Below are 23,349 nucleotides of genomic sequence, written 5' to 3'. Positions count from 1 at the left end.
CTCACTTGGCCAGGCCGGCAGGCTTGTCGCCCCCGGCGGCAGGCGCGGCGGCGGCCATCGGCTTGGCGCCATTGATCAGCGAGTCGATCACCTCGGGCGTCACCGCATCGACATGGCGGGTCTTCATGAAGCTGACCGTGTCGCGGGCGAATTCGAGCGGCACGTCGGTATGGATGAAGTGCCCGACCCCCGGGTAGATCTTGACGACCGGCGGGTTGCCCGCGGCGGTCATGCGCTCGACGAAGGGAATGATGACCTGTTTCGACTTGTCGGTCAGCCCGTTCAGCGCGGTACTCGGGATGAACGGTTCGAGGGCGCCGAAAGCCAGGAAGATCGGCGCCTTGATGTGTGGCAGACGCTTGTACAGTGAGTTCCCGTCCTCGCGCGCGTTTTCCGAGCACATCGAGAAGGTGTCGTAGTGGAACAGGAAGGCCCACTGCTCGAACTCACGCCGGTTGCCCGTGATCATCGCGATCCGCTGGTCGGTGTGCAGCCGCGAGTACTGGGTGTCGTTGATGAAATAGCCGGCCGGCGCGGGCACGGCATTGCCGGCGGCGTCGCGCTTCTGCCAGTAGAAGAAGTCGCGCACCTGCTGCTGCGTGCGCTTCAGTTCGGACTCGACCAGGCCGAACGGACCCCAGGCGGCTTGCCAGCGGTTCAGGTCGCGGCCGATCGCCTTGTCGCAGATCGGCAGTTCCTTGTCACCCAGCTTGAAGTTCTTCGGATACTCCTCGAGGCCGGCCGGACCTTCGAGAATCAGGCCCTGCACCGCGTTCGGGTAGCGCAGGGCATAGCCGAGCACCGTCTGCCCGCCCTGCGAGTGGCCGTAGTAATAGGCTTTCTGTACGCCCAGCTTGCCGACCACCAATGAATGGAAGGCGTCGCGGATGTCGTCCAGCGTTCGTGCCTGCGGCTTGTCGAGGTTGCCCGGGCCCGAGGTGCCGGCCAGCGGCATGTCGGGCGCGATGACGCGGAAGCCGCGCTCGACGGCGTACTTGATGAGGTTGCCGTAGTGCGCGCCGAAGGCACCCTTGCCGTGGACGACGACCAGGGTCGGCGGGTTGCTCTGCTTGCCGCAGTACTCGTCCATATAGCCGATCTGCCAATCGACGCCGTTGCGATCCTTGGCGTTGGCGTACTTGACCGGGAACGGCGAAACCATTTCGTCCTTCCAGAACGACTTCTTCGGATCCGGGTTCATGTTGATGCGCGGCCGGCGATAGTTCTTCGCCTCGCAGACGATGCCCTGTTCTGCCTGGTTCATGATGCCGGTCGAACGCATGAAGGCGCTGAAGGTCTGGTTGTTCTTCAGCACGTTCGGCGCCTTGAAGACGGCGTAGTGGGCGATCGGGTCGCTGAAGCCGGCATACAGGCCGCCCGGGATTTCCTCGGAAGCCTTGCGCGCATCGCTGCCCATCAGCCACAGGTCGTTATCGACGTGCACGACCAGGGTGCGCGACTTCATGCCCGGCAGCAACTTGTCGATGTTGTGGAGTTCGCCGACGGTATCGCGGTACCACAGGTCGACCGCATCGAACTGCCCCGCCATCCGCTTGAGGGTGGTGCCGATGTTCTTGCCCAGGCGCGGGTCTTCCTTCCAGGTGAACACTTCCTTGGAAACCTCGTCCCAGCCGAGCGACTGGCGGAAGTTCAGGTCGAAGCCGGTGAGCAGCAGTTGCGACCAGTGGAACTCGACGCCCTGGTTCGGGTGCTTGTCCTTGGGCAGCTTGTAGTAGTCCGCCTTGGTTTCGATCCAGACCGGGTCGGATTCCAGCGACGCCTTGGCCAGCTGGAAGGTCCACGCGGCGATCTGCCCGCCGGTGCCGTCGGTCGCCGAGGCGCCGCCGATCGGCATCACCGCCTTGACGAAATCGGGATACATCAGGCCCCAGTAATACGACTGGGTGCCGCCCATCGAGACGCCGGTGGCCAGCACCACCTGGCCGATCTTGAGGTGATCGCGCAGCAGGCGGTAGTTCAGGTGCACCATGTCGTAGTAGCTGTAGACTGGGAACTTGCGGGCCAGCCCGTCCGATGGCTTGGACGCGCCCCACAGGCCGAGGCCGTCGAGGAAGACGACATAGAAGCGGTTGGTGTCGAACATCTGCCCGGGGCCGACCAGCGCACCGCCGGCGAAGCCGTTGCCGGACTGGCCGGCATACCAGCTGTTGTACATCGCGGTCGCGTCGCCGGAGAAGAAGGTGCTGATCACGATGGCATTGACGATTTCGCCCTTCTCGTTGCGCTTGGGCGTGCCGACAGCGATGTAGGCGGTCTTCGCCGGACCGGCGCCGAGCGATTCGAGGATCGTGCCGCCTTCGCCGCCGTTCTCCCAGGCCTTGGGATTGGCCAGGTCGTACTTGCCGCCGATGCGGAAGTTGCGGACCTCGTAGGTCTGCTTCAGCTTGTCCAGCGCGGCGACGGCCGAACGTTCGGTGACGGCTTGTTGAGCATGCGCCATGCAGACCAGCGAAAGCGTCAGCAACAACGACGCCAGCCAGTTCACGACAGCACGGCAACCCAGCGGGCTACTTGTCATGTCTTGATCCTCCATTGTTGGAATTTTTGTTTCGCCGGTCATGTCACTGCGCTACCGGAGCTATCATAATAGTCGCATTGAATAGCCGGTCAATGTCTTTTTTCAGCTGCATTTCCTCACGGGGAGCGCCATGCCAACGACCCAGTACGGCCACCATCAGGTGCATTACGAATTGACCGGCGAAGCGGGCCGGCCGGTCATCACCTTCCTCAATGGCCTGACCCAGAATGCCAACCTCTGGAAGAGCTACGCCGATTATTTCGTGCCGCGCGGCTACCGCGTTCTGGCCTACGACATGCTCGGCCAGGGGCGTTCGTCGAAGCCGGTCATCGACATCAAGCTGGCCATGCATGCCGACCTGCTCGACCACCTGCTGGAGCAGCTGGACATCGAGAAGACGCATCTCGCCAGCATCTCCTTCGGCGGCATCGTCGGCCTCGATTTCGCAATTCGCTACGGGCATCGCCTGCACAGCCTGACGGCGATGAGCACCTTCGCCGAGCTGACCCCGCAACTCGGCCTGCTCGGCGCCGTAATGCTGCAGGGCCTGGCCGAGGTAGGCCTGCCCTACCTGCAGAGCATGCTCTACCCGATGAACATGAGTTCGGCGTGGATCGCCGCCAACCGCGAACGCATCCCGGCGATGAAGCGCGCCGGCTACATCGGCAACGACGGCTATGCGATGCAGAACCTGATGGAGTCCTTCGTCGAGTTCGAGCCGCTGACGCCGAACCTGCACAAGATCAAGGTGCCGACCCTGATCATGAACGGCGAATTCGACTTCTTCACGCCGCGCGAATGCCACGAGGTCATCCGCAGCAAGGTGAAGAACTCGCGCCTGCTGATCGTCCAGCGCGCCTATCATGCCTTCACGCTGGAAATGCCGGCGGTCACCATGCGCCAGCTCGAGATCTTCCTCGAACAGGTCGGCACGAAAACCTGGCAGGGCGACCAGAGCGTGTGGATCGCCGCCGACGACCCGGCCGCCGAAGTGCAATGGCTGCCCTGCGCCGGCGACTGGATGCGCGCCGTGCAAGCGCAAGCGGCCACCGTCCCGCCCGCCGCCCAAGCCCCCGCCCGCCGCAAGGCTCCCACGAGGAAGAAAACCCCATGATCGATCCCGCACTCTACGACAAGGCGCGCGACCGCATCGCCGCCGCCGGCTTCACGCCGGAAATCCAGACCAAGATCACCCTGCTGGTGTGCACGGCCAAGAACGGCAACCTGATGTTCCACTCTGGCGTGCAGTGGATGCAGAACCTCAACGTCGTCCAGCAGTTCATCCTCTCGCAGTATTCGCGCGAGCTAGAGGCCGTCACGCTGCTGAGCCGGACGACACACTGGTCCAAGGACCCGGCGCTGGCCATGGAAGGCAGCCGGATCGTCGCGCCGCTGATGCTGGCCTGGGGTCAGATCATGCTGCCGCCTGGACCGATGCTGAATCCGCAGGCGGCCTACCGCGGCATCTCGCTCGGCCACGCCCAGCTGGCGCGCATCCGCCTGCTGCCGGTCATTCCCGACAAGGCGGATCCGCTCGATCCCTTCGTCGTCGCCCTGCAGCGCATCGAAACGGAAAACGGGCGCATGCTGCAGACGCAGATCCGCCTGCTGAAGAATATCGGCACCGAAATCCCGATCGAGGAACGCGAAGCCCTGGTGGAACAGGATCAGGAACTCGTCGACGGCGTCTTCGGCGAATTCCTGACCTGGCTGGCCGCGCCCTGACCCGGTTGCGGTCGACACAAAAAAGGCGGCCAATTCGGCCGCCTTTTCGTTACCTGACTGTCACCGCTTACTTGAACGGGATGTTCAGCTGGACGTCGAAGCGCACGTCGTTGGTCGTGGAATCGGCGTACTGAATGGAACTCCCAGTCCAGTTATCGCCCTTCTGCCAGACCTTGGCGTAGCGTGCCCGGGCACGCAGGTTCTTGAAGAAGCCGTCCTGCGGGAAAATGTAGATCAGGTCGGTGGCCATTTCGTCCCAGTCGGCAACCGGCAGGTTGGGATTTCCGTCCACGTTGCGATTGGTACGCTGGCCGTAGGTGATATCGAACGACAGTCCCGGCGCGCCAAAAGTCGAGAAATCGAAGACCGTGCCGAGAATCCAGGTACGCTCGCCCGCCCGCGAGTTCTCGCCAACGCGCTGGATCAAGTAGGACGGGCCAATGGAGAATGGCGAGTAGATCTGGTTGTGGTCCGAAGTCAGACCGGCCATGGCATAGGGAATCCACCACTTTACCGGCCGCGCTTCGAGATAGATGCCGCCGTAGTTGGTATTAAAACTCGGCCCGGTGCTTCCGTTGACCCCGCGCATCAGGCTCTGGCCGTTCGACTCCTGGTACATCCACTGGGCGCCGATCCGGAAGTACTTGCCCTCTTCCATGCGGAATACATGGTCGTAATCGAGATAGACCATGTTCAGCATGTTCTGCACGTTGTGGTACGACGCCGAGATCATGTTGTCGTTGGTCGGCTTCCAGTTCATGCCGATGTAGGCCATGCCGTCGCTATCGCCCTCGCGGCTGGCGGAAGGATACTGGAAGACATTCCAACCACCTTGATACAGGTTGCGGAACTTGTCGTCGTTGACCTGCTTGACACTCGTCACATAGCCGGCGTAGTAGCGCAGGGAGTCGTTCAGCACCCGGCCCTGGAGGGTCGCCGCCTCATAGGTCAGCCACTGCATGCCGCGGATGTCGCGCGGGCCGACCATGCTCTGGTCGAGCTTGTTGAAGAAGCGGTAGACGCCATCCATGAACCACTGGTTGCGGATGGTCTGACGCCCGATGACGAAGGTATTGGTTTCATAGCGCAACCGGGCGTTGAGTTCGCCGACGACCCCGTAGCCGGACTGGCTGGTGTCCTTGAGGATGAAGTTGAACGGATATTGCTCCGGCGACCAGATCGGCTGGACGAAATTGTAGGTCGCGCCGAAGGAGAGGAAATTGGCCAGTTCGCCGGTCGTGCCGTACAACCAGCCACCGACACCGGCACCCGCCTGCTTGAAGGTCGCTATGCCAGCGCTCGGATCGCCGTTCGACGAACGATTGAAGGACGCGGTACGGAACATGTAGCCGATATTGGCTTCGTCCCAGAAGGGCACGCCGCTTTTGGCAGGTTCCTCATACAGCGTCGGTGCTTCGTTCTGAACCTCCGACTGGCTCTGTGCCGCCACCGGCCCCGCTGCCAGCATGGATGCCAGGGCAATGCCACCCAACACGCCGGCCTGCCGGCCTCCTCTCGCTCTCTTCTTCATTGATTGTCCCCTCGTTGTTTTGTGCGACGCCACCCACATGGACTATCCCATGCAGATTGCACGATACTCCTGCGCGCGTTATGTGTGTCACGGTCGACGCAAATTTTGCTGCAAATTTGCGTTTGCGCAACACGCGCTCAGGGCATTCAATCCGCCAGCCGGTGCGCCTGCCAATAACGTTGACGCTCGTCCCGCCAGGCCGAAACCGTCAGCCCGCCGCCGGCCATCACCACGCGCAGCGCGCCATCGCGGTCGGTCCGCCAGACCCGGGCGCCACCTGCCTCGTGGCGGTCGACGACCTCGGCCTTGGGATGCCCGAAGCGGTTGCGGTAGCCGACCGGAATCACGGCATGCTGCGCCCCCACCGCCGCGATGAACGCCGGCGTCGACGACGTGCGGCTGCCGTGATGCGGCACCAGCAGCACGTCGGCCGCCAGTTGCGCCGGGTCACGGGCGAGCAGCGCCGCCTCGTCGCGCGCCTCGATGTCTGAGGTCAGCAGCAGGCGCCGGCCGCCGGCCTCGACGCGCAGGACGCAGGAGAGATTGTTGCTCTTGCGCGGCCCGTCGTAGTCGTCGGCCAGCGGATGCAGGACGTCCATGGCCACCCCGTCCCACGCCCAGCGCTGCCCGGCCCGGCATGGTTCGCTGCCGGCCTCGCCGGTCGACGACAAGACTTTGTCGACCTGCAGCGCCGAGCGCACCGACACCGCCCCGCCGGCATGGTCGCTGTCGCGGTGGGTGACGACCAGCGTGTCGACCCGGTCGATGCCGAGCGCGCGCAGATAGGGCACGACGACACGCTGGCCGGCGTCGGATTCGGCGCTGTAGAGCGGCCCCGGGTCGTAGATCAGCGTGTGCTCGCGGGTCCACACCACCGCCGCCAGCCCCTGCCCGACATCGAGCACCGTCACCCAGGCCTCGCCCGCGGGCGGCCGCTCGACCGGCCAGAACAGCAGCGGCATCAGCAATGCCGCGCTCACCCAGCGCCCCGGCATGCCGCGCGGCAGTAGACAGAGCGCCACGCCGAGCGTCGCGACGACAGCCACCCACAGCGGCGGCGCCGGCGCTTGCCAGACCGGCCACGTCGCGCACCAGTCGAGGAACACCATCAGCCAGCCGAGCACCGCATGCGCCAGCGCGGCGATCGGCCACCACGGGATGACCGCAGCGAGCAGCGCCAGCGGCGTGACGATGAAACTGACAACCGGGATCGCCACCGCATTGGCCAGCGGCGAGACCAGCGAGAACTGCTGGAAGACGAGCAGCAGGACCGGCAGCGAGGCCAGCGTCGCCGCCCACTGCACGACGCCCCAGGCGCGCAGCCGCGCGCGCCAGCCTTCGCCGGCGCCGACCAGCGCCGAACCGACATAGAGCAGCGCGCCGACGGCGCCGAATGACAGCCAGAAGCCGGCAGCCAGCACCGCCCAAGGGTCGATCAGCAGGACGACGGCGAGCGCCAGGCACAGCGTGCGGCTGGGCGCAACGATGCGCCCCGAGCCGGCGGCCAGCGCGGCGACCAGCAGCATGTAGAGCGTGCGTTGCGCCGGCACCGCGAAGCCGGCCAGCAAGGCGTAAAAGAGCGCCGCCAGACAGCCGGCCAGCAGCGCCGCCCGCTGCGCCGGCAGGCGCAGGGCGAGCGCCGGGATACGCCGCCACACGGCGCCGACCAGCAGCGCGAACAGGGCGGCGACCATCGTCACGTGGAGCCCGGAGATCGACATCAGGTGGGTCGTCCCGGTACGGTTGAAGGTGTTCCACAAATCGCCCTGGATCGCCCGCTGGTCGCCCACCGCCAGCGCCACCAGGATGCCCGCCCAGGGGTAGCTTTCGGCCGGCAGCATGGCGGCGAACGAATCACGGACGCCGAGGCGCAGCCGCTCGATCACATAGTCCGGCCGCCACACCATGTCCGCCAGGCGTTGCGGCGGCACCGGCCGCACGTAGCCGGTCGCCCGGATGTCGCGTTCGAGCAGCCACGCCTCGTAGTCGAAGCCGTTCGGGTTGGCGTTGCCGTGCGGGCGCTTCAGGCGCACCGTCAATTGCCAGCGCTCACCGGGGCGCAGCGGCTGGCGCACGAACTCCTCGCCGTCGCGCTGCCCCTGGTACCACGACAGCATGATCCGCCGCGGCACGACGGCGGTTGCGGTCGACACCTTTTCAACGGCAAATTCGAAGCGGCTGCCCTGGCTGAAATCCTGCGGCAGCGCGGCGACGACGCCGATCACCTCGACATCGCGCCCCTCCCACGCCGCCGGCAGCGCATCGGCCAGGCGGATGTCGGCCCGCCACGCCGCCCAGGCGAAGCCGAGCACCAGGCAGCCCAATACGGCGAACGTGCGCGCCGGCACGGCCTTGTGCCAGTGCATCGCCGGTAGCACCAGCGCCAGTCCGGCCAGCGCCCAAGGCCACGCCGGCCGCAGTTCCGGCTGCATCTGCAATGCGATGACGCCGGCAGCGAAGGCGAGAATGTTGAGGCGCATCCTGCAATAATAGAGGCGAGACCATGCGCAAGCACCTGAAAAAATACCTGCCGAATCACGAGGCGGTGCACGATAACCGCTGGCTGCGGCCGTTCCGCAATTCGCTGCTGCACCCGCGGCTGTGGCACCTCAATCGCCACTCGGCGGCCGGCGCCGTCGCCGCCGGGTTGTTCTGCGGGCTGATCCCGGGACCGCTGCAGATGCTCGGCGCCGCCGTCTGCGCCCTCGTCTTCCGCGTCAACCTGCCGCTGGCACTGCTGGTGACGCTCTACACCAACCCCTTCACCATCGTCCCGCTGTACGTGCTGGCCTACCAGATCGGCCGCCTGGCGACCGGCGACAGCAACGGCTTCGTCGAGCCGCCAGCCTTCGACATGACGCGCTTCGTCGCCTGGACCGAGGCCATGCAGCACTGGATGCTCGGCGTCGGCAAGCCGCTCGGCATCGGCCTCGTGTTGCTCGCCATCACGCTGGCGGTCGCCGGCTATTTCCTGACCAAGGCGGCCTGGCGCTTCTACCTGATCCGTGCCTGGCGCCAGCGCACGCGGCGCTGAAGCGGGCCGTTCAGGAGAAGACGGCTTCCTCGAACAGCGAGCGGATCGTCACCTTCTTCACTTCCGGCCGATCCGGCACCACGTAGAGCACCGGCGTGATCATTTCCTCGAAGATGCCGCGCAGGCTGCGCGCGCCGACCTTGAACTCGAGCGCCAGATCGGCGATCTGCCCGAACACCACCGGCTCGATGACCAGCTCGACGCCCTCGTTCTGCAGGATGGCGCGGAACTGCCGGTAGATCGAATGCTGCGGCTCGATCATGATGCGCACCATCATGTCCTTGGTCAGTTCGCGCAGGCGGGCGATGATCGGCAGGCGGCCGGCGAACTCCGGGATCAGGCCGAAGCGGAAGAGATCGGTCGGCTTGACGCGGGCGTTGAGGCGGTCGAGCACCTTCTGGTCGTCGCCCTGGGAGGTGGCGATGAAGCCGAAGGCCTGCGTCTCGGCCAGGATGCTGTCGAGCCCGACGAAAGCGCCGCCGCAGATGAACAGGATCTGCGTCGTGTCGATGTAGTTCCCGCTCGCCAGGCGCACCGAGGCGCCCTCCATGATCTTGAGCAGCGCATGCTGGACGTTCTCGCCCGACGCCGCGCGCGCCTGGCCGCTGATCGCCTTCAGCTTGTCCACTTCGTCGATGAACACGATGCCGCGCCCGGCCTTGTCGGTGTCGCCGCCGGCGCGGTCGAGCAGGCGCTGCAGGATGGCGTCGAGTTCCTCGTTGACGTACTCGGTCTGCGCCAGCGACGTCGCGTCGGCGGTGACGAAAGGCAGGTCGAGGACGCGCGCCAGCGTCTCGCAGAGCAGCGTCTTGCCACTACCGGTCGGGCCGATCAGCAGGATGTTGCTTTTGAGCATTTCCAGACGGTCGACCGCAACCATCTCGACCTTGCGGAAATGCGAATAGACGGCCACGGCAAGCGTCTGCTTCGCCTCCTCCTGGCCGATCACATGGCGGTTCAGCTGGGTGACGATTTCACTCGGTTTCATCGGAGCATTCCCTGGCAGGCGTTGAAGCAGACGATAGGCTGCGAAAATCGGAAGAAGACGGCAATGCCACCATTGTGAAAGCGGCGTTAAGACTGTGCCAGCATTTTTGCCTGTTTTTTCCGGGGCGACCGCAACAGGGCAGAGGGAACGGTGATCTGTGCCCTATAGTTGCTTTAATTCGAGCCTGGCCCCTTTGATTCCCGCTTTGATTCCCGCTTTGATTCCCGGGCCCTTTGATTCCCTAAATGCCTAACTTTTTACATAAGCAGCCTGCCGAACACAGGTCCGCTTGAATGATGGGTTAGGTTGTGCGGTAAAGCCTAGGGAGCGACAGCGGCTCCAACCCCGGCACCGCCAAGGGTGAATGATGCGGTGGCGACACCGCCGCTGGGTACAGCGAAAACAGCGTCCGCAGCAATGAGCGACAAACCGCCAAGACCAAGAGACCACTTCGCAATCTGACGTCGCAGCTTAGTGCCAGCCTCTTCCTTCTCCTGAGCCTCCGCCAAGACCTTTGCACCTCTACACGTCTCGGTTCGCAGTTTCTCCATATTCCCCAGAAGTACTGCGGCCGACAAGGGCTCGCGCAGCGAGTCCCTTGATAACGCCGCTGCTATGAGGATGTTCTCTGTGGAGCCAGCCGGCACCCCTGACCTTAGCAAGTACTCGCGCTCCTGAGGAATGAAGACGTCGATAAAGAAGATGAGATCAGTAGCGAGCTGACGATGAAACTCAATGTTCTTCGGTGAGGCCGCCGCTAGGGCCTCGACGTCCTTTCGGAAGTATGGGTCTTTGTCGAGAAGAATGTTTAGCGTATTGCACGCACGAACCGCGATGGCAGCAACGTCAGCAGAGGACGGCTTTAGTGCCCGACGCTGAATCTCCAGTATCTCGGCAACGGACTTGTGAAGATAGTCATAGCGGGACTGTGCAGAAGCGCTCGTGCACGCAAGTGCGAACAAAATGAAGACACAACGGCAAAAAGCGTTCATTTGAGTCTCCTATGTTCTTCGACGCGATACGCGGACTGTACTTGCGAGCCTAACGTGGATCAAGCCCAACATGTCCGATTGTAGTACCGTAAGCAGTAATAGGGACAGACCACAGTTTCCGGGCCATTTGTCGCGGTCGACCCAAAATTATGGGTAAAAAAAATCATTTGGGTAGCCGAGCCGCTTTCGCGGCATCGGCAATGCCAGGCACTTGCAGCGCCTCGCCTTCTCGCAGCGCCCTACTCGCCCACCAGCACACCGTCATTCAAATGCATGACCCGGTCGGCGCGGCCAGCGAGTTCGGGGTCGTGCGTCACCATGACCAAGCTGGCGCGCTGCGAGCGGACCTGGCCGAGCAGCAGGTCGAAGACGGTGCCGGCGGTCTGGCGGTCGAGGTTGCCGGTCGGTTCGTCGGCCAGCAGGCACGATGGCGAACTGACCAGCGCGCGGGCGATCGCCGCGCGCTGGCGTTCGCCGCCGGAGAGTTCGCCGGGGCGATGCTCCAGGCGGTGGCCGAGGCCGACGGCGGCGAGCATTTCGCCGGCCGCGCGCAGGGCCGCCGGGCGCGCCGTGCGGCGGATGAGCAGCGGCATGGCGACGTTTTCCAGCGCCGAGAATTCGGGCAGCAGGTGGTGGAACTGGTAGACGAAGCCGAGGTGCCGGTTGCGCCAGTCGCCGCGGTCGACCTCGCCGAGGGCCGAAAAATCGCGGTCCATCAGGCGCACATTGCCGGCGGTCGGCGCGTCCAGCCCGCCGAGCAGGTGCAGAAGCGTACTCTTGCCGGAGCCCGAGGCGCCAACGATGGCGATCGTTTCGCCGGCCCGCACGGTGAGGTCGATGGCGGTCAGCACCGGCACTTCCAGCCCGCCGTTGCGGAAGACCTTGCCGAGCCCGGCGGCGGCGAGAATCACGTCACTCATAGCGCAGCGCCTCCGCCGGATTAACGCGCGAGGCGCGCCAGCTCGGGTAGAGCGTGGCGAGCAGCGCCAGCACGAAGGCGATCAGGGTGACGCCCCAGACGTCGCCCCACTGCAGGTCGGACGGCAGGTCGGAGATGTAATAGACCTCCTTCGACAGGAAGTGGATGCCGAGCAGGCGCTCGATGAAGGGCACGACGACGTCGATGTTGAGCGCCAGCGCAACGCCGCCGGCGATGCCGAGGCCGAGGCCGATGAAGCCGACCAGCGCGCCCTGGATGACGAACACCGTCATGATCGACAGCGGCCGCGCGCCGAGTGTGCGCAGGATGGCGATGTCGGCCTGCTTGTCGGTAACCGCCATGACCAGCGTCGACACCAGGTTGAAGGCAGCGACGGCGACGATCAGCGAGAGGATGATGAACATCATGTTCTTCTCGATCTGCACGGCGCGGAAGAAGTTGGCGTGGCTCTTGGTCCAGTCGCTCAGGTAGGCGTCGGCGTTGATCATTCCGGCCATTTCGCGGGCGATGCGCGGCGCCTGGAAGAGGTCGTCGACCTTGAGCCGCACACCGCTGACGCGGTCCTCCATCTGGTACAGCTTCTGCGCGTCGGCCATGTGGATCAGCGCCAGCCCGCTGTCGTACTCGTACATGCCGACCTCGAAGATGCCGACCACCTTGAACGACTTCAGGCGCGGCACGACGCCGGCCGGCGTCACCGTGCCCTGCGGCGCGATCAGCGTCACCTTGTCGCCGACGAAGACGTGCAGCATGCGCGCCAGGTCGGCGCCGAGGACGACGCCGAATTCGCCGGGACGCAGGTCGTCGAGGCTGCCGCTCCTGATCGTCTGGCGGAAATCGGCGACGCGGTCCTCCTGGTCGGGCAGGATGCCGCGCACCAGGGCGCCGCGCACGCCGTTGTCGACGGTGAACATCGCCTGCGACTGGACGAACGGCGCCGCTGCCCGCACCTCCGGGTGCTGCGCGGCCTGCGCGGCGATCGCCGGCCAGTCGCTCAGCTCGCCGTTGATGCCGGTGATCTGGATGTGCGAGGCGACGCCGAGGATGCGCGTGCGCAGCTCCTTCTGGAAGCCGTTCATCACCGACAGGACGACGATCAGCGCGGCGACGCCGAGCCCGATGCCGAGCATCGAGATCAGTGAAATGAAGGAAATGAAGTGGTTGCGGCGCTTGGCCCGCGTGTAGCGCAGGCCGATCAGGAGTTCGTAGGGGAATGCCATGCGGCGGGGAAAGGCATGAAAAACCGCTATGGTACACTCTTCGCCTCCCCCGACGCTGGCCAGAATTCCCGTGCATCTCACCCTGCTTGTCCCCGAACTGATCTGGCCCGAACCGGCCGACCAATTCACCCTCGGCAAGCTCGCCGCACCCGGCCTCGAATGGCTGCTCGCCCGCGCCCATCTGGAACGCCGGCCGCGCCGCCCCTATGAAGTTGTGCTCGCCGACTGCTTCGGGCTTGCCGCCGCGCCCTTCGGGCCGCTGCGCCTGCTCGGCGAAGGCAGCGACGACGCGCGCAGTGGCCACTGGCTGTGCGCCGACCCGGTGCACCTGCGCTTCCACCAGGAACGCATCATCCTCGCCGACGCCGGCGCCTTCGACCTCGAAACCGAGGAAGCGGAGAGCATCGTCCAGGCGCTCAACGCCGAGTTCGCCGACGTCGGCCGCTTTCACGCCGCCAGCGCCCGGCGCTGGTACCTGCGGCTGAACGTTGCGGTCGACCACCCGGCGGAGCCGATTTCCGCCGTCGCCGGCCGCCGCGTCAACGGCGAACTCGAGGGCAGCGCCCTGCCGCTGGCGCGCTGGCTGAACGAAGTCCAGATGTTCCTCTACTGCCACCCGGTCAACGAACGGCGCCAGGCCGCCGGCCAGCCGGCGATCAACAGCCTGTGGCTGTGGGGCGGCGGCACCCTGCCGGCCGCCACGGCGCCGGCATTCTCCGCCGTCTGCGCCGACCTCCCGCTCGCCGCCGGCCTCGCCCGCGCCGCCGGCATCCCGCTGCACGCCCGACCGGACGACCTGGCCGCCGTCATCGCCAGCGGCGGCGAACGGCCGCTGATCGTCCTCGACCAGCTGCTGGCGCGCGTCCTCTACGAAGACAGCGAGGGCTGGCGCGAGGATTTCGCGCAGCTCGACGCGCGCTGGTTCGCGCCGCTCAAAAAAGCCCTCGGCGGCAAGGTCGACCGCATCAGCCTGCTCGCCCCCACCGTCTATGGCGACCTGCGCTACGAACTTTCCTCCGGCGACCGCTGGAAGGTCTGGAAAGGCGGCAAGGCAATCGCCGAATCGGCCAAGGAACTCGCCCGATGACCCGCATCGTCGCCCGCACCATTCCGCCGCGCGCCGCCTGGCAGCTCGAACAGCAGGGCCTGCACCCGCTGCTCGCCCGCCTTTACGCCGCACGCGGCGTCACCGACAAGGCCGAGCTCGACTACGAGCTGAAGTCGCTGCTGCCGCCGGCCACCCTCACCCACGCCGGCGACGCCGCGCAGATCCTCGCCGACGCCATCGAGGCCGAAGCCCGCCTGCTGATCATCGGCGACTACGACTGCGACGGCGCCACCGCCACCGCCGTCGGCATGCGCGCCCTGAAAATGCTCGGCGCCGACGTCGATTTCCTGCTGCCCGACCGCTTCAAGCTCGGCTACGGCTTGTCGCCGGAAATCGTCGATGTCGCCGCGCAGCAGTCGCCCGACCTCATCATCACCGTCGACAACGGAATTGCCAGCATCGAGGGCGTCGACCGCGCCCGGCAGCTCGGCATCGCCACGCTGATCACCGACCACCACCTGCCCGGCGCCACGCTGCCCGAAGCAGACTGCATCGTGAACCCGAACCAGCCGGGTTGCGACTTTCCGTCCAAGTGCATCGCCGGTTGCGGCGTCATGTTCTACGTCATGCTCGCCCTGCGCGCCGAACTGCGCGAGCGCGGCTTCTTCGCCGACAGGCCGGAGCCCAATTTCGCCAGCCTGCTCGACCTCGTCGCGCTCGGCACCGTCGCCGACGTCGTCCGCCTCGACCGCAACAACCGCATCCTCGTCAGCCAGGGCCTGAAGCGCATGCGCGCCGGCCAGCTGCAGCCCGGCCTCGCCGCGCTGTTCAAGGCCGCCGGGCGCGACCCGCGGCGGGCGACGGCGATGGATCTCGGCTTCATCCTCGGCCCGCGCCTGAACGCCGCCGGCCGCCTGGCCGACATGCGCCTCGGCGTCGAATGCCTGCTCACCGACGATGCCAGCCGCGCGCTGCAGATCGCCCAGCAGCTCGACACCCTCAACCGCGAGCGGCGCGAGATCGAGTCGGACATGCAGGAACAGGCGCTGCTCCTGCTCGAATCGCTGGCCGCCGACGACGCCGCGCCCGGCATCGCCCTGTTCGACACCGGCTGGCACGAGGGCGTCGTCGGCATCCTCGCCTCGCGCATCAAGGACAAGCTGCACCGCCCGGTATTCGCCTTCGCACCTGGCGAGGGCGGGCTGGTCAAGGGTTCCGGCCGCTCGATCCCCGGCCTCCACCTGCGCGACGCGCTCGACCTCGTCGCCAAGCGCGCCCCCGGCCTGTTGGTGCGCTTCGGCGGCCACGCTATGGCGGCCGGCGCGACGCTGCGCGCCGAGAACTTCGAACAGTTCCGCGCCCTGTTCGCCGAGGTCGCCGGCGAACTGCTCGACCCCGCCGACCTGACCCGCACGCTGGAAACCGACGGCGCGCTGGAAGGCGGCTACATCTCGCTGGAAACGGCGCGCCTGCTGCAGAACGAAGTCTGGGGCCAGGGCTTCCCGGCGCCACTGTTCATGGACGAATTCGAGGTCGAGCAGCAGCGCGTGCTCAAGGACAAGCACCTCAAGCTGCGCCTGCGCAAAGGCAACACCCGCATCGACGCCATCCAGTTCAACTTCAGCAGCCAGCCCGGCAACCGCGCCCGCGCTGCCTACCGCCTCGCCATCAACGAGTACATGGGCGTCGAATCCCCGCAGCTGATGGTGGAATACCTCGACCAATGACCCGCCGGAGCGCCCGATGACCGCCCCCTTCCAGCTCCTCGGCCAGTGGATCGGCGCCGCCAACGCCGCCAACGCCAGCGGCCAGTTCGACACCGCCGTCGGTCTCTGCCGGCAGGCGCTGAAGGTCGCACCGAACCTGCCGGAAGCCTGGTACAACCTCGCCATCGCCCATCGCGGCCGCGGTCGGCGGGCCGATGCGCTGGACGCGCTGAAGAAGACCGCCACGCTGACGCGCGACTCGGCCGACGCGCAGAACAGCATCGGCCTCGAATTCCTCGAACTCGCCGCCTTCCCAGAGGCGAAGCGCGCTTTCGAGCGCGCCATCGCGCTGGCGCCGGGCTACCCCTTTCCGCACTCGAATCTCGGCAAGCTGCTCGAACGCCAGAAGCGTTACAAGGAAGCCGAAGCCGCCTTCCGGACGGCGCTCCGCCTGCAGCCCGACCTGGCCCCGGCGCACGCCAACCTGTGCGGCATCCTCAACGCCCAGAAGCACTACGTGGCGGGCGAAGCCGCCGGGCGCCGGGCGGTCGAACTCGCCCCCGCGGCGCCGGTCGCCTGGAGCAACCTCGCCTCGTCGCTGATCGGCTGCAAGCGCTTCGCCGACGCCGAAACCGCCTGCCGCAAGGCGCTCGACCTCGACCGCAATTCGCCGGAAGCCTGGGGCAACCTCGGCCAGTCGCTGGCCGAGCAGTTCCGCCTGGACGAAGCCGAAGCCGCCTACACCACCGCCCTGGCGCTCGACCCGGCGATGGCGTCGCTGCACAGCGGCCTGGCCAAGGTGTTCCTGGAAAAGGGCAACGTCGCGCAGGCCGCCGAGGAACTCGGCAAGGCCCTGGCCAAGGACCCGGACGACCCGGAAATCCTTGCCCACCAGCTGTTCTGCCTCAACTACCTGCCCGACCGGCCGCCGGCCGAAATGACGGCGATCGCCCGGCGCTACGGCGACGTCCTCCGGGCCGGCGTCACCGCCTTCGACGCCTGGCGGTGCGACCCGGACCCGGCGCGCAAGCTGCGGATCGGCCTGGTCTCCGGCGACCTGCGGCGCCACCCGGTCGGCTACCTGCTGCGCGGCCCGCTGCGCGAAATCGCCAGGAGCGAATTCGAGCTCTTCGCCTACAGCAACTTCCCGCAGGAAGACGACCTGAGCGCCGAGTTGCGCCAGCACTGCGCCGCCTGGGCGGTGGTCAACGAGCGCAGCGACGCCGAACTGGCGCGCCAGATCCACGACGACCGGATCGACATCCTGCTCGACCTCTCCGGCCACACCGACTTTTCCCGCGTCGCCGTCTTCGCCCGCCGGCCGGCGCCGGTCCAGGCCAGCTGGGTCGGCTATTACGCCACCACCGGCGTGCGTGAAATCGACTGGAAGATCGGCGACCCCTGGGTCACCCCGGACGACGAGGCCGGACATTTCACCGAACGGCTGTGGCGCCTGCCCGACAGCTGCTTCTGCTTCGCTCCCCCGGAAGGCGCGCCGGCGGTCACGCCCCTGCCGAGCGAACGCAACGGTTACGTCACCTACGGCTGCTTCAACAACCTCGCCAAGGTCAACGACGCGGTCATCGAAACCTGGTCGCGCATCCTGCACGCCAGCCCGGACGCGCGGCTGCTGCTCAAGGCCCGGCAGCTCGGCACCGATGAACTGCGCGCGGCGCTGCTGGCCCGCTTCGCCGCCTTCGGCATCGGCCCCGAACGCCTCGATCTCGAAGCCGCCGGCAGCTACGCCGAATACCTCGACACCTACGCCCGCATCGACCTCGCGCTCGATCCCTTCCCCTTCGCCGGCGCCACGACGACGGCGGAAAGCCTGTGGATGGGCGTCCCCGTCGTCACGCTGCGCGGTGACCGCTTCATCGCCCACCAGGGCGAAAGCCTCATGCACGCCGCCGGCCTCGGCGAGATGATCGCCGCCAACCGCGACGCCTACGTCCAGCTCGCCGTAGACGCCGCCGCCGACCGCCAGGCCCTGGCCGCCCTGCGCGCCGGCCTGCGCGAGCGCGTCGCCGCCTCGCCGCTGTTCGACGCCGCGCGCTACGCGCGCAACCTCGAAACCGCCTGGCGCGGCATGTGGACCGCCTGGTGCGAACGCGGGGAAAAGCCCGCCACGCGCTGAGGCGCCGAGCGCCGACAAAATCTGCCGGCGAGCGTGAAATAGTTACTTAGGGAAAATTTGGCACTGCCGTAACTTGGCATCGGGAAACAGGTTCCCCGAGGTGTGCCATGAACGTCATCTACAGCAGCGACCATTTCTGGATTCTGGCCTATCCGGCCCAGCACAGCTTCGAGCTGTTCGACAAGTACCACCTGCGCACTCTCTACCTGCAGGGGCCGTCGGCCCGGCATTTCCAGAACGCCATGGAAGAAATCCCCGAAGCGGAACGCAACGAGGAAAACGTCGACGCCCTACTCGACTCCCTCTGCGATGACGGGGCACAGCCTATCGTTTTTCACTGATCGTCGTTGAAAAGCGCAAACCGGTTTTGCTCTGATACGCTTCATGCTGAGACAGCGACTAACCCACAACGAATATTCGGAAAATCTGGTCATCATCTGGTAAGAATCGGCCAATAGATCTCCTTGCAATTCAAAATCGCAGAGCGGACATACCCCTTGGGCCAAATGGCGTACGGATAGATACTTGTTCGCCTGTCTTTTCTTTCGTAAATAGACAAACGAGCGATATGCCAGAAAACACATATGAATTAATTGGTTTGCGGCGCTTTTCTTGTGCCACGTCGACTTTGCATAGGCGGACCGGCGGGTCCGCTTAATAACTGTCACCCCCCCATTTATCGAGCCCCTACCTATGCCATTTCCCCGTGTAGTACGCGACGAAGCGTTAGTGAGATCGCACCGGAGATGTTGCGTCTGCCACGAATTTGGTGGACGTAGCGTAAACGTTCATCACATTGTGCAAGAGGCAGACAGTGGCCCCAATACCATCGAAAACGCTATCTGCCTCTGCCTGAGATGTCATGCGGAAGCTGGTCATTTCAACCCACGTCATTCGATGGGAACGAAATACTCACCTGACGAGTTACGCTTGCATCGAGACCAATGGTGGACTCACTGCCAAAGTCATCCGGACGAACCGCGCGGACTATTTCTAGAAGTCCATTTCAAAGCTCGGTCCCGTAACGCTGATGCTCACAAGTATCGGCTCATCGTGAACTACACAAACACGTTGAAGGAAGCGCACAACGGATGGAAAGTACAAATCTTCATTCCTGCCTTCGTTCCGGTTGAAGTTGGAGACTTTGACAAATATGACACATCCGTTGATGACGCCCGCTACACGATGCTCGAGACCCAATCTGCTGAACGAGTCTTTCCGGGAGCAACCATTGAAGTTGTCCCGAATATGAACCACTTCTTCATCGAGTACGAAGTGAATAACGCCAATTACGATCGCGTCTTGAGCGCGGGAAATGTCATGTGGAAGTTCTTCACCTCCAATGCTCCGGTGATTGAAGGAGAAAAGCCAATTGCAGAACTTCAGGAGTTCTAACCAATAATCGCTAACTCGGCGTTGTAGGGGACGCTCTGCCTTTCGGCAGTGCGCCCCTGAACTGGACGTTTCTAAGTGTCAGCTTTTTCATAGCTCGATTGGCTGCAAAGAGTCGCCTCCCGCCTTTCCTGCCGTCTAACTTGCCCCTCCCCCATCACATCCCCAGATAAGCCGCCCGTACCTGCTCGTTGGCAATCAGTTCCTGCCCGGTGCCGGTCAGCGTGACGCTGCCGGTTTCCAGCACGTAGCCGCGGTCGGCGATGGCGAGGGCGGCGAAGGCGTTCTGCTCGACCAGGAAGATGGTCATGCCCTGCCCCTTTAGCGTCTTGACCACGTTGAAGACCTCCTCGACCAGCAGCGGCGCCAAACCCATCGACGGTTCGTCGAGCAGCAGCATCTTCGGTCGGCCCATTAGCGCGCGACCGATGGCCAGCATCTGCTGCTGGCCGCCGGACAGCGTGCCTGCCGGCAGCAGGCGCTTTTCCTTGAGGATCGGGAACATCGCGTAGATCTTTTCGAGATCGCCCTCGACCTGGGATTTCGGCTGCGTGTAGGCTCCGAGGCGCAGGTTGTCCTCGATACTGAGCGGGCCGAAGACCTGGCGGCCTTCCGGGCTCTGGCAGATGCCGCGGCGCATGCGCAGGTCGGAACGCAGTTTCGAGATGTCCTCGCCGTCGAAGACGATGCGCCCGGCGCTCATTGGCTGCACGCCGGAGAGGGTGCGCAGGAAGGTCGTCTTGCCGGCCCCGTTGGCGCCGACGAGGGCGACCAGCTCGCCCTGGCGAACTTCAAGGTCGATGCCCTTGAGCGCCTTGATCCGGCCGTAGCAGCTTTCCAGCCCGCTCACCGAGAGCAGTACGTCGCCGCGCGGGGCCAGCACGCCGGGCTGCAGTTCGCCGGCGCTGCGCGCGCCGAGGCCGACCGATTCCGGCGCCAGGCTGACGATGCGGTGGAACAGCTCGCGGAACTCGGCGCGCGCCTTGGCGCCGAACAGCGGGTCCTCGTTGTCGAGGAAGGCGCGGTCGATCTCGGCCCAGTCGGCGGCGGTCAGCACCTCGCGGGCGAGCGGCATGGCGTCTTTTTCCTCGCTGCGCACGTGGCTGCGCATGCCCTGCGTGTAGTTGCGCAGGGCGGCGGTGAAGGCGGCGTTGTTTTCGCCGCCGGCTGCGGTCGACGCCAGTTTTGCCCTTAAATCGCGCAGGTTCTCCGGGCCGTTGCGGTGCTCGGCCTGCAGGCGGTCGAGGATGGCGCCCGCTTCCGGCGAGCGTTCGCGCAGCAGGCGGAAGAGGAATTCGTCCTCCTTGGCGTGGTGGGCGCGATCCATGAACTGGTCGATGTAGTCAAAGACCGAGGTGAAGAACGGCACCTCGACCCGGGCGCCGCCGTCGATCTCGTCGGCGACCATGTCGAGGGTGGTGGCGATGCGCCACAGGTTCTGGTGTTCTTCGGTGATGATGCGGAGAGCTTCCATGCGGTTCACCTCTTAGGCGTGCGCGCCGAGATAAGCGGCGATCACATCGGGGTTTTTTCTGATTTCCTCGCCCGTCCCCTCGGCCAGCTTCTTGCCGTAGTTGAGGACGAGGATGCGGTCGGAGAGGTTCATGACCATCTTCATGTCGTGCTCGACGAGCACCACCGTCACGCCGGAATCGGCGATCTTGCGCACCAGGTGGTCGACCTCGATGGTCTCCTTGGGATTGAGGCCGGCGGCCGGTTCGTCGAGGAAGATCAGGCGCGGCTTCATGGCCAGGGCGCGGGCGATTTCCAGGCGCTTCAGTGCCCCGTAGGACATCGCATCGGCGCGTGCCTCGACGTACTGCCCGAGGCCGACGAAGCGCATCAGCTCGGCGGCTTCCTCGCTCAGTTCGCGGTCGCGCGACTTGAGGCCGGGGAAGCGCAGCGCCGCCTTGACCAGGTTGCGGTCCAGCCGCAGGTGGGCGCCGACCATGACGTTCTCGCGGGCGCTCATGTTCATGCAGATCTGCAGGTTCTGGAAGGTGCGGGCGACGCCGCGCCGCGCCAGTTCGTTGGGCGACTTGCCGTGGATGCCTTCGCCGTCGAGGCGGATTTCGCCCGTCGTCGGCTTGTAGACCCCGGTGATCAGGTTGAACAGCGTCGTCTTGCCGGCGCCGTTGGGGCCGATCACCGAATAGACGATGCCGGCGTCGATGGTGAAGCTGACGTTCTGCACGGCCTTGACGCCGCCGAAGTGGATCGAGAGGTCGTTGACTTGCAGCAGGCTCATGTTACTCCCCCTTGCCGAACTTGGCGGCCAGCGTCGGCACCAGGCCGCGCGGCAGGAAGATCATCGACAACATCAGAATGGCGCCGAAGACCACCGTTTCCCAGCCTTCGAAGGTGGCCAGCGCCTGCGGCAAGGCGGTCAGCAGCACGGCGCCGACCAGCGAGCCGTACACCGAGGCCATGCCGCCGATCACCACCATGGTGACCAGTTCGATCGAGTGGAAGAAGTCGGCGAAATTGGGGCTGACGAAACCGACGTAATGCGCCGTGACGCTGCCCATCAGGCTGGCGAAGACGGCCGAGAGGACGAAGATCGCCACCTTGTAGCGCACGACATCGACGCCGACCACCTGCGAGGCAACTTCGGAACCGTGCAGCGCGCGCAGCGCCCGGCCGAACGGCGAGTCGATCAGGTTGAGCGAGGCCCAGACCGACACCGAGAGCAGGATCGCCACCACCCAGTACCACTGCTTGTCGTTGCTCAGTTCGAAGCCGAAGAGACCCATCGCCGGCACCGGCATGCCGTCCGGCCCGCCGGTCCATTGCGCCTCGTTGCGCAGGGCGATGTTGATGATGATGCCGAGCCCGAGGGTCGCCATCGCCAGGTAGTTGCCCTTGAGCTTGAAGATCGGCCGCGCGACCAGCGCCGCGAGGATGCCGGTCGCCGCCGCTCCCGCCCCCATGGCGAGCAGCGGATGCCAGCCGAAGTGGGTCGGCAGCACCGCCGAGGCATAGGCGCCGATGCCGAGGAAGCCGGCGTGGCCGAGGCTGATCTGCCCGGCGAAGCCGATCAGCAGGTTGAGCCCGAGGACGATCACGGCGTTGATCGCCATGCGGATGGCGAGGTCGAGATAGAAGCTGTTGGGCACGATGAAGGGCAGCACCAGCAGGATGGCGATGACCAGGAAGAGGCCGTTGTAGACGCTTTTCTTCATGCTCACACCCGGTCCGTCGATTTGCCGCCGAACAGGCCGCGCGGCATGAAGAAGAGGATGAAGAGGATCAGCACGAAGGGGATCGCGTCCTTGTAGGCCGACGAGATGTAGCCGGCGCCCATCGCCTCCAGAATGCCGACGAGCAGGCCGCCGACGACGGCACCGAGGCCGTTGCCCAGCCCGCCGAGGACGGCGGCGACAAAGCCCTTGAGGCCGAGCATGATGCCGACATCGTAGGAAGTGAGGGTGATCGGCGTGATCAGGATGCCGCCCAGCGCGCCGAGCGCCGCCGACATGGCGAAGCTCATGAACAGCACCCAGCTGGTGTTGATGCCGACCAGTTCGGCAGCCAGCCGGTTGTAGGAGGTCGCCAGCATGGCCTTGCCCTGCAACGTGCGGTTGAAGTAGTACCAGAGCGCGACGACGACCACGGCGGTGACGCCGAGCACCCACAGGCTTTGCGGTATCAGCGTGGCGCCGAGGATGTCGATCGGCGTTTCGCCGGAGAAGGCCGGCAGGCTGTGCGTGCCCTTGCCCAGAGTGACGGCGACCAGGCCGCGGATGACCAGCGAGGCGCCGATGGTGATGATGATCAGGGTCACCGTCTCGGCGCCCTTGACCGGCTCAATGGCGAACTTCTCGATCAGCACGCCGACCACCGCCGGCACCAGGATGGCGAGCAGCAGCGCCACCGGCAGCGGCAGCCCGGCCTGGGCGAAGAACACGGCGAGCATGCCGCCGAGCATGATGAACTCGCCCTGGGCGAAGTTGATGACGTTGCTGGCGTTGTAGATCAGCGTGAAGCCGAGGGCGGCCAGCGCGTAGGTGGCGCCGACCGTGATCCCGGAAAAGAGGAATTGCAGGAACTGGGCCAGCATCATGCCCTCCTTCTCTGTGGGTGCAAGGGGTTCATCTCGT

19 protein-coding genes and 1 pseudogene are annotated in these 23,349 nt (G+C 65.4%); 9 read left to right on the top strand and 11 right to left on the bottom strand.

The annotated features are described in order from the left end of the window. Position 1: 1 nt before the first annotated feature. Positions 2-2,539 (bottom strand): alpha/beta hydrolase, encoded by a 2,538-nt coding sequence (locus GH660_RS16150; RefSeq protein WP_194266343.1) that lies wholly within the window; start codon positions 2,537-2,539, stop codon positions 2-4. A gap of 130 nt (positions 2,540-2,669) precedes the next feature. Here GH660_RS16150 and GH660_RS16145 point away from each other — a divergent pair, with 130 nt between their 5' ends. Further along, positions 2,670-3,653: an alpha/beta fold hydrolase gene (locus tag GH660_RS16145; protein WP_153147791.1), complete on the top strand. Its 984-nt coding sequence runs from the start codon at positions 2,670-2,672 to the stop codon at positions 3,651-3,653. Beyond that, on the top strand, positions 3,650-4,264 hold the full coding sequence (locus GH660_RS16140; RefSeq protein ID WP_153147790.1) for a hypothetical protein: 615 nt from the start codon (positions 3,650-3,652) through the stop codon (positions 4,262-4,264). Before GH660_RS16145 ends, GH660_RS16140 begins: the two co-directional genes overlap by 4 nt. A gap of 67 nt (positions 4,265-4,331) precedes the next feature. Here GH660_RS16140 and GH660_RS16135 read toward each other — a convergent pair whose 3' ends face one another. Together GH660_RS16135 and GH660_RS16130 are read right to left on the bottom strand one after the other, a co-directional pair. After that, entirely contained in the window at positions 4,332-5,795 is a 1,464-nt protein-coding gene (locus GH660_RS16135; protein ID WP_194266342.1) for an OprD family outer membrane porin, read from the bottom strand. A gap of 146 nt (positions 5,796-5,941) precedes the next feature. Further along, positions 5,942-8,275: a DNA internalization-related competence protein ComEC/Rec2 gene (locus GH660_RS16130; RefSeq protein WP_153147788.1), complete on the bottom strand. Its 2,334-nt coding sequence runs from the start codon at positions 8,273-8,275 to the stop codon at positions 5,942-5,944. A 23-nt stretch (positions 8,276-8,298) separates the two neighbouring features. Between GH660_RS16130 and GH660_RS16125 the strand changes: the two genes are divergently transcribed. Then, positions 8,299-8,829: a DUF2062 domain-containing protein gene (locus tag GH660_RS16125; protein WP_153147787.1), complete on the top strand. Its 531-nt coding sequence runs from the start codon at positions 8,299-8,301 to the stop codon at positions 8,827-8,829. Between the two features lie 10 nt (positions 8,830-8,839). On the opposite strand, the gene GH660_RS16120 is transcribed toward GH660_RS16125, so the two are convergent. The 4 genes from GH660_RS16120 to GH660_RS16105 all read right to left on the bottom strand — a co-directional run bounded on the left by GH660_RS16120 (position 8,840) and on the right by GH660_RS16105 (position 12,969). Continuing rightward, on the bottom strand, positions 8,840-9,817 hold the full coding sequence (locus GH660_RS16120) for an AAA family ATPase (protein WP_153147786.1): 978 nt from the start codon (positions 9,815-9,817) through the stop codon (positions 8,840-8,842). A gap of 320 nt (positions 9,818-10,137) precedes the next feature. Continuing rightward, positions 10,138-10,809 carry a hypothetical protein gene (locus tag GH660_RS16115; protein WP_153147785.1) on the bottom strand — a complete coding sequence of 224 codons (672 nt, stop codon included), beginning with the start codon at positions 10,807-10,809 and terminating at the stop codon, positions 10,138-10,140. A gap of 239 nt (positions 10,810-11,048) precedes the next feature. After that, entirely contained in the window at positions 11,049-11,729 is a 681-nt protein-coding gene (locus tag GH660_RS16110) for an ABC transporter ATP-binding protein (protein WP_153147784.1), read from the bottom strand. Further along, positions 11,722-12,969: a lipoprotein-releasing ABC transporter permease subunit gene (locus tag GH660_RS16105; RefSeq protein WP_153147783.1), complete on the bottom strand. Its 1,248-nt coding sequence runs from the start codon at positions 12,967-12,969 to the stop codon at positions 11,722-11,724. The genes GH660_RS16110 and GH660_RS16105 overlap by 8 nt, the downstream gene beginning before the upstream one ends. A 70-nt stretch (positions 12,970-13,039) precedes the next feature. Here GH660_RS16105 and GH660_RS16100 point away from each other — a divergent pair, with 70 nt between their 5' ends. The 6 genes and pseudogenes from GH660_RS16100 (at position 13,040) to GH660_RS18070 (ending at position 19,252) form a co-directional block, all read left to right on the top strand. Beyond that, entirely contained in the window at positions 13,040-14,056 is a 1,017-nt protein-coding gene (locus GH660_RS16100; RefSeq protein WP_153147782.1) for a hypothetical protein, read from the top strand. Continuing rightward, entirely contained in the window at positions 14,053-15,744 is a 1,692-nt protein-coding gene (recJ, locus tag GH660_RS16095) for a single-stranded-DNA-specific exonuclease RecJ (RefSeq protein ID WP_153147781.1), read from the top strand. Before GH660_RS16100 ends, recJ begins: the two co-directional genes overlap by 4 nt. A 16-nt stretch (positions 15,745-15,760) precedes the next feature. Beyond that, a complete protein-coding gene (locus GH660_RS16090) occupies positions 15,761-17,857 on the top strand; it encodes a tetratricopeptide repeat protein (RefSeq protein WP_153147780.1) in 2,097 nt (698 codons plus the stop codon). Between the two features lie 107 nt (positions 17,858-17,964). After that, positions 17,965-18,198 (top strand): DUF3567 family protein, encoded by a 234-nt coding sequence (locus GH660_RS16085; RefSeq protein ID WP_153147778.1) that lies wholly within the window; start codon positions 17,965-17,967, stop codon positions 18,196-18,198. A 352-nt stretch (positions 18,199-18,550) separates the two neighbouring features. Next, positions 18,551-18,718: pseudogene (locus tag GH660_RS18220) on the top strand (HNH endonuclease); the annotation flags it as partial. Between the two features lie 192 nt (positions 18,719-18,910). After that, positions 18,911-19,252: a hypothetical protein gene (locus GH660_RS18070; protein WP_228276535.1), complete on the top strand. Its 342-nt coding sequence runs from the start codon at positions 18,911-18,913 to the stop codon at positions 19,250-19,252. 154 nt (positions 19,253-19,406) lie between these two features. On the opposite strand, the gene GH660_RS18215 is transcribed toward GH660_RS18070, so the two are convergent. From GH660_RS18215 to GH660_RS16060, 4 genes are read right to left on the bottom strand one after another with little or no spacing between them, the layout of a single operon-like run. Continuing rightward, positions 19,407-20,723, bottom strand: coding sequence for an ATP-binding cassette domain-containing protein (locus GH660_RS18215; RefSeq protein ID WP_153147774.1), 1,317 nt, complete (start codon positions 20,721-20,723; stop codon positions 19,407-19,409). A 12-nt stretch (positions 20,724-20,735) separates the two neighbouring features. Beyond that, on the bottom strand, positions 20,736-21,497 hold the full coding sequence (locus GH660_RS16070) for an ABC transporter ATP-binding protein (RefSeq protein ID WP_153147772.1): 762 nt from the start codon (positions 21,495-21,497) through the stop codon (positions 20,736-20,738). Position 21,498: 1 nt separating this feature from the next. Further along, positions 21,499-22,431, bottom strand: coding sequence for a branched-chain amino acid ABC transporter permease (locus GH660_RS16065; protein ID WP_153147771.1), 933 nt, complete (start codon positions 22,429-22,431; stop codon positions 21,499-21,501). A gap of 2 nt (positions 22,432-22,433) precedes the next feature. Continuing rightward, complete coding sequence (locus tag GH660_RS16060) at positions 22,434-23,312, bottom strand: branched-chain amino acid ABC transporter permease (protein WP_228276534.1); 879 nt, start codon at positions 23,310-23,312, stop codon at positions 22,434-22,436. Positions 23,313-23,349 lie beyond the last annotated feature (37 nt).

It is taken from the genome of Dechloromonas sp. H13 (assembly GCF_009469615.1).
GTDB lineage: Bacteria > Pseudomonadota > Gammaproteobacteria > Burkholderiales > Rhodocyclaceae > Azonexus.
This window is presented reverse-complemented; position numbering and strand designations above follow the sequence as displayed.

What these genes read in the sequence shown, in the direction of transcription:
- GH660_RS16135 (WP_194266342.1), bottom strand. Translation starts at nt 5,795, where the DNA reads ATGAAGAAGAGAGCGAGAGGAGGCCGGCAGGCCGGCGTGTTGGGTGGC.
- GH660_RS16060 (WP_228276534.1), bottom strand. Translation starts at nt 23,312, where the DNA reads ATGATGCTGGCCCAGTTCCTGCAATTCCTCTTTTCCGGGATCACGGTC.
- GH660_RS16130 (WP_153147788.1), bottom strand. Translation starts at nt 8,275, where the DNA reads ATGCGCCTCAACATTCTCGCCTTCGCTGCCGGCGTCATCGCATTGCAG.
- GH660_RS16110 (WP_153147784.1), bottom strand. Translation starts at nt 11,729, where the DNA reads ATGAGTGACGTGATTCTCGCCGCCGCCGGGCTCGGCAAGGTCTTCCGC.
- GH660_RS16065 (WP_153147771.1), bottom strand. Translation starts at nt 22,431, where the DNA reads ATGAAGAAAAGCGTCTACAACGGCCTCTTCCTGGTCATCGCCATCCTG.
- GH660_RS16150 (WP_194266343.1), bottom strand. Translation starts at nt 2,539, where the DNA reads ATGACAAGTAGCCCGCTGGGTTGCCGTGCTGTCGTGAACTGGCTGGCG.
- GH660_RS16115 (WP_153147785.1), bottom strand. Translation starts at nt 10,809, where the DNA reads ATGAACGCTTTTTGCCGTTGTGTCTTCATTTTGTTCGCACTTGCGTGC.
- GH660_RS16145 (WP_153147791.1), top strand. Translation starts at nt 2,670, where the DNA reads ATGCCAACGACCCAGTACGGCCACCATCAGGTGCATTACGAATTGACC.
- GH660_RS18215 (WP_153147774.1), bottom strand. Translation starts at nt 20,723, where the DNA reads ATGGAAGCTCTCCGCATCATCACCGAAGAACACCAGAACCTGTGGCGC.
- recJ (WP_153147781.1), top strand. Translation starts at nt 14,053, where the DNA reads ATGACCCGCATCGTCGCCCGCACCATTCCGCCGCGCGCCGCCTGGCAG.
- GH660_RS16125 (WP_153147787.1), top strand. Translation starts at nt 8,299, where the DNA reads ATGCGCAAGCACCTGAAAAAATACCTGCCGAATCACGAGGCGGTGCAC.
- GH660_RS16140 (WP_153147790.1), top strand. Translation starts at nt 3,650, where the DNA reads ATGATCGATCCCGCACTCTACGACAAGGCGCGCGACCGCATCGCCGCC.
- GH660_RS16105 (WP_153147783.1), bottom strand. Translation starts at nt 12,969, where the DNA reads ATGGCATTCCCCTACGAACTCCTGATCGGCCTGCGCTACACGCGGGCC.
- GH660_RS16090 (WP_153147780.1), top strand. Translation starts at nt 15,761, where the DNA reads ATGACCGCCCCCTTCCAGCTCCTCGGCCAGTGGATCGGCGCCGCCAAC.
- GH660_RS16085 (WP_153147778.1), top strand. Translation starts at nt 17,965, where the DNA reads ATGAACGTCATCTACAGCAGCGACCATTTCTGGATTCTGGCCTATCCG.
- GH660_RS16070 (WP_153147772.1), bottom strand. Translation starts at nt 21,497, where the DNA reads ATGAGCCTGCTGCAAGTCAACGACCTCTCGATCCACTTCGGCGGCGTC.
- GH660_RS16120 (WP_153147786.1), bottom strand. Translation starts at nt 9,817, where the DNA reads ATGAAACCGAGTGAAATCGTCACCCAGCTGAACCGCCATGTGATCGGC.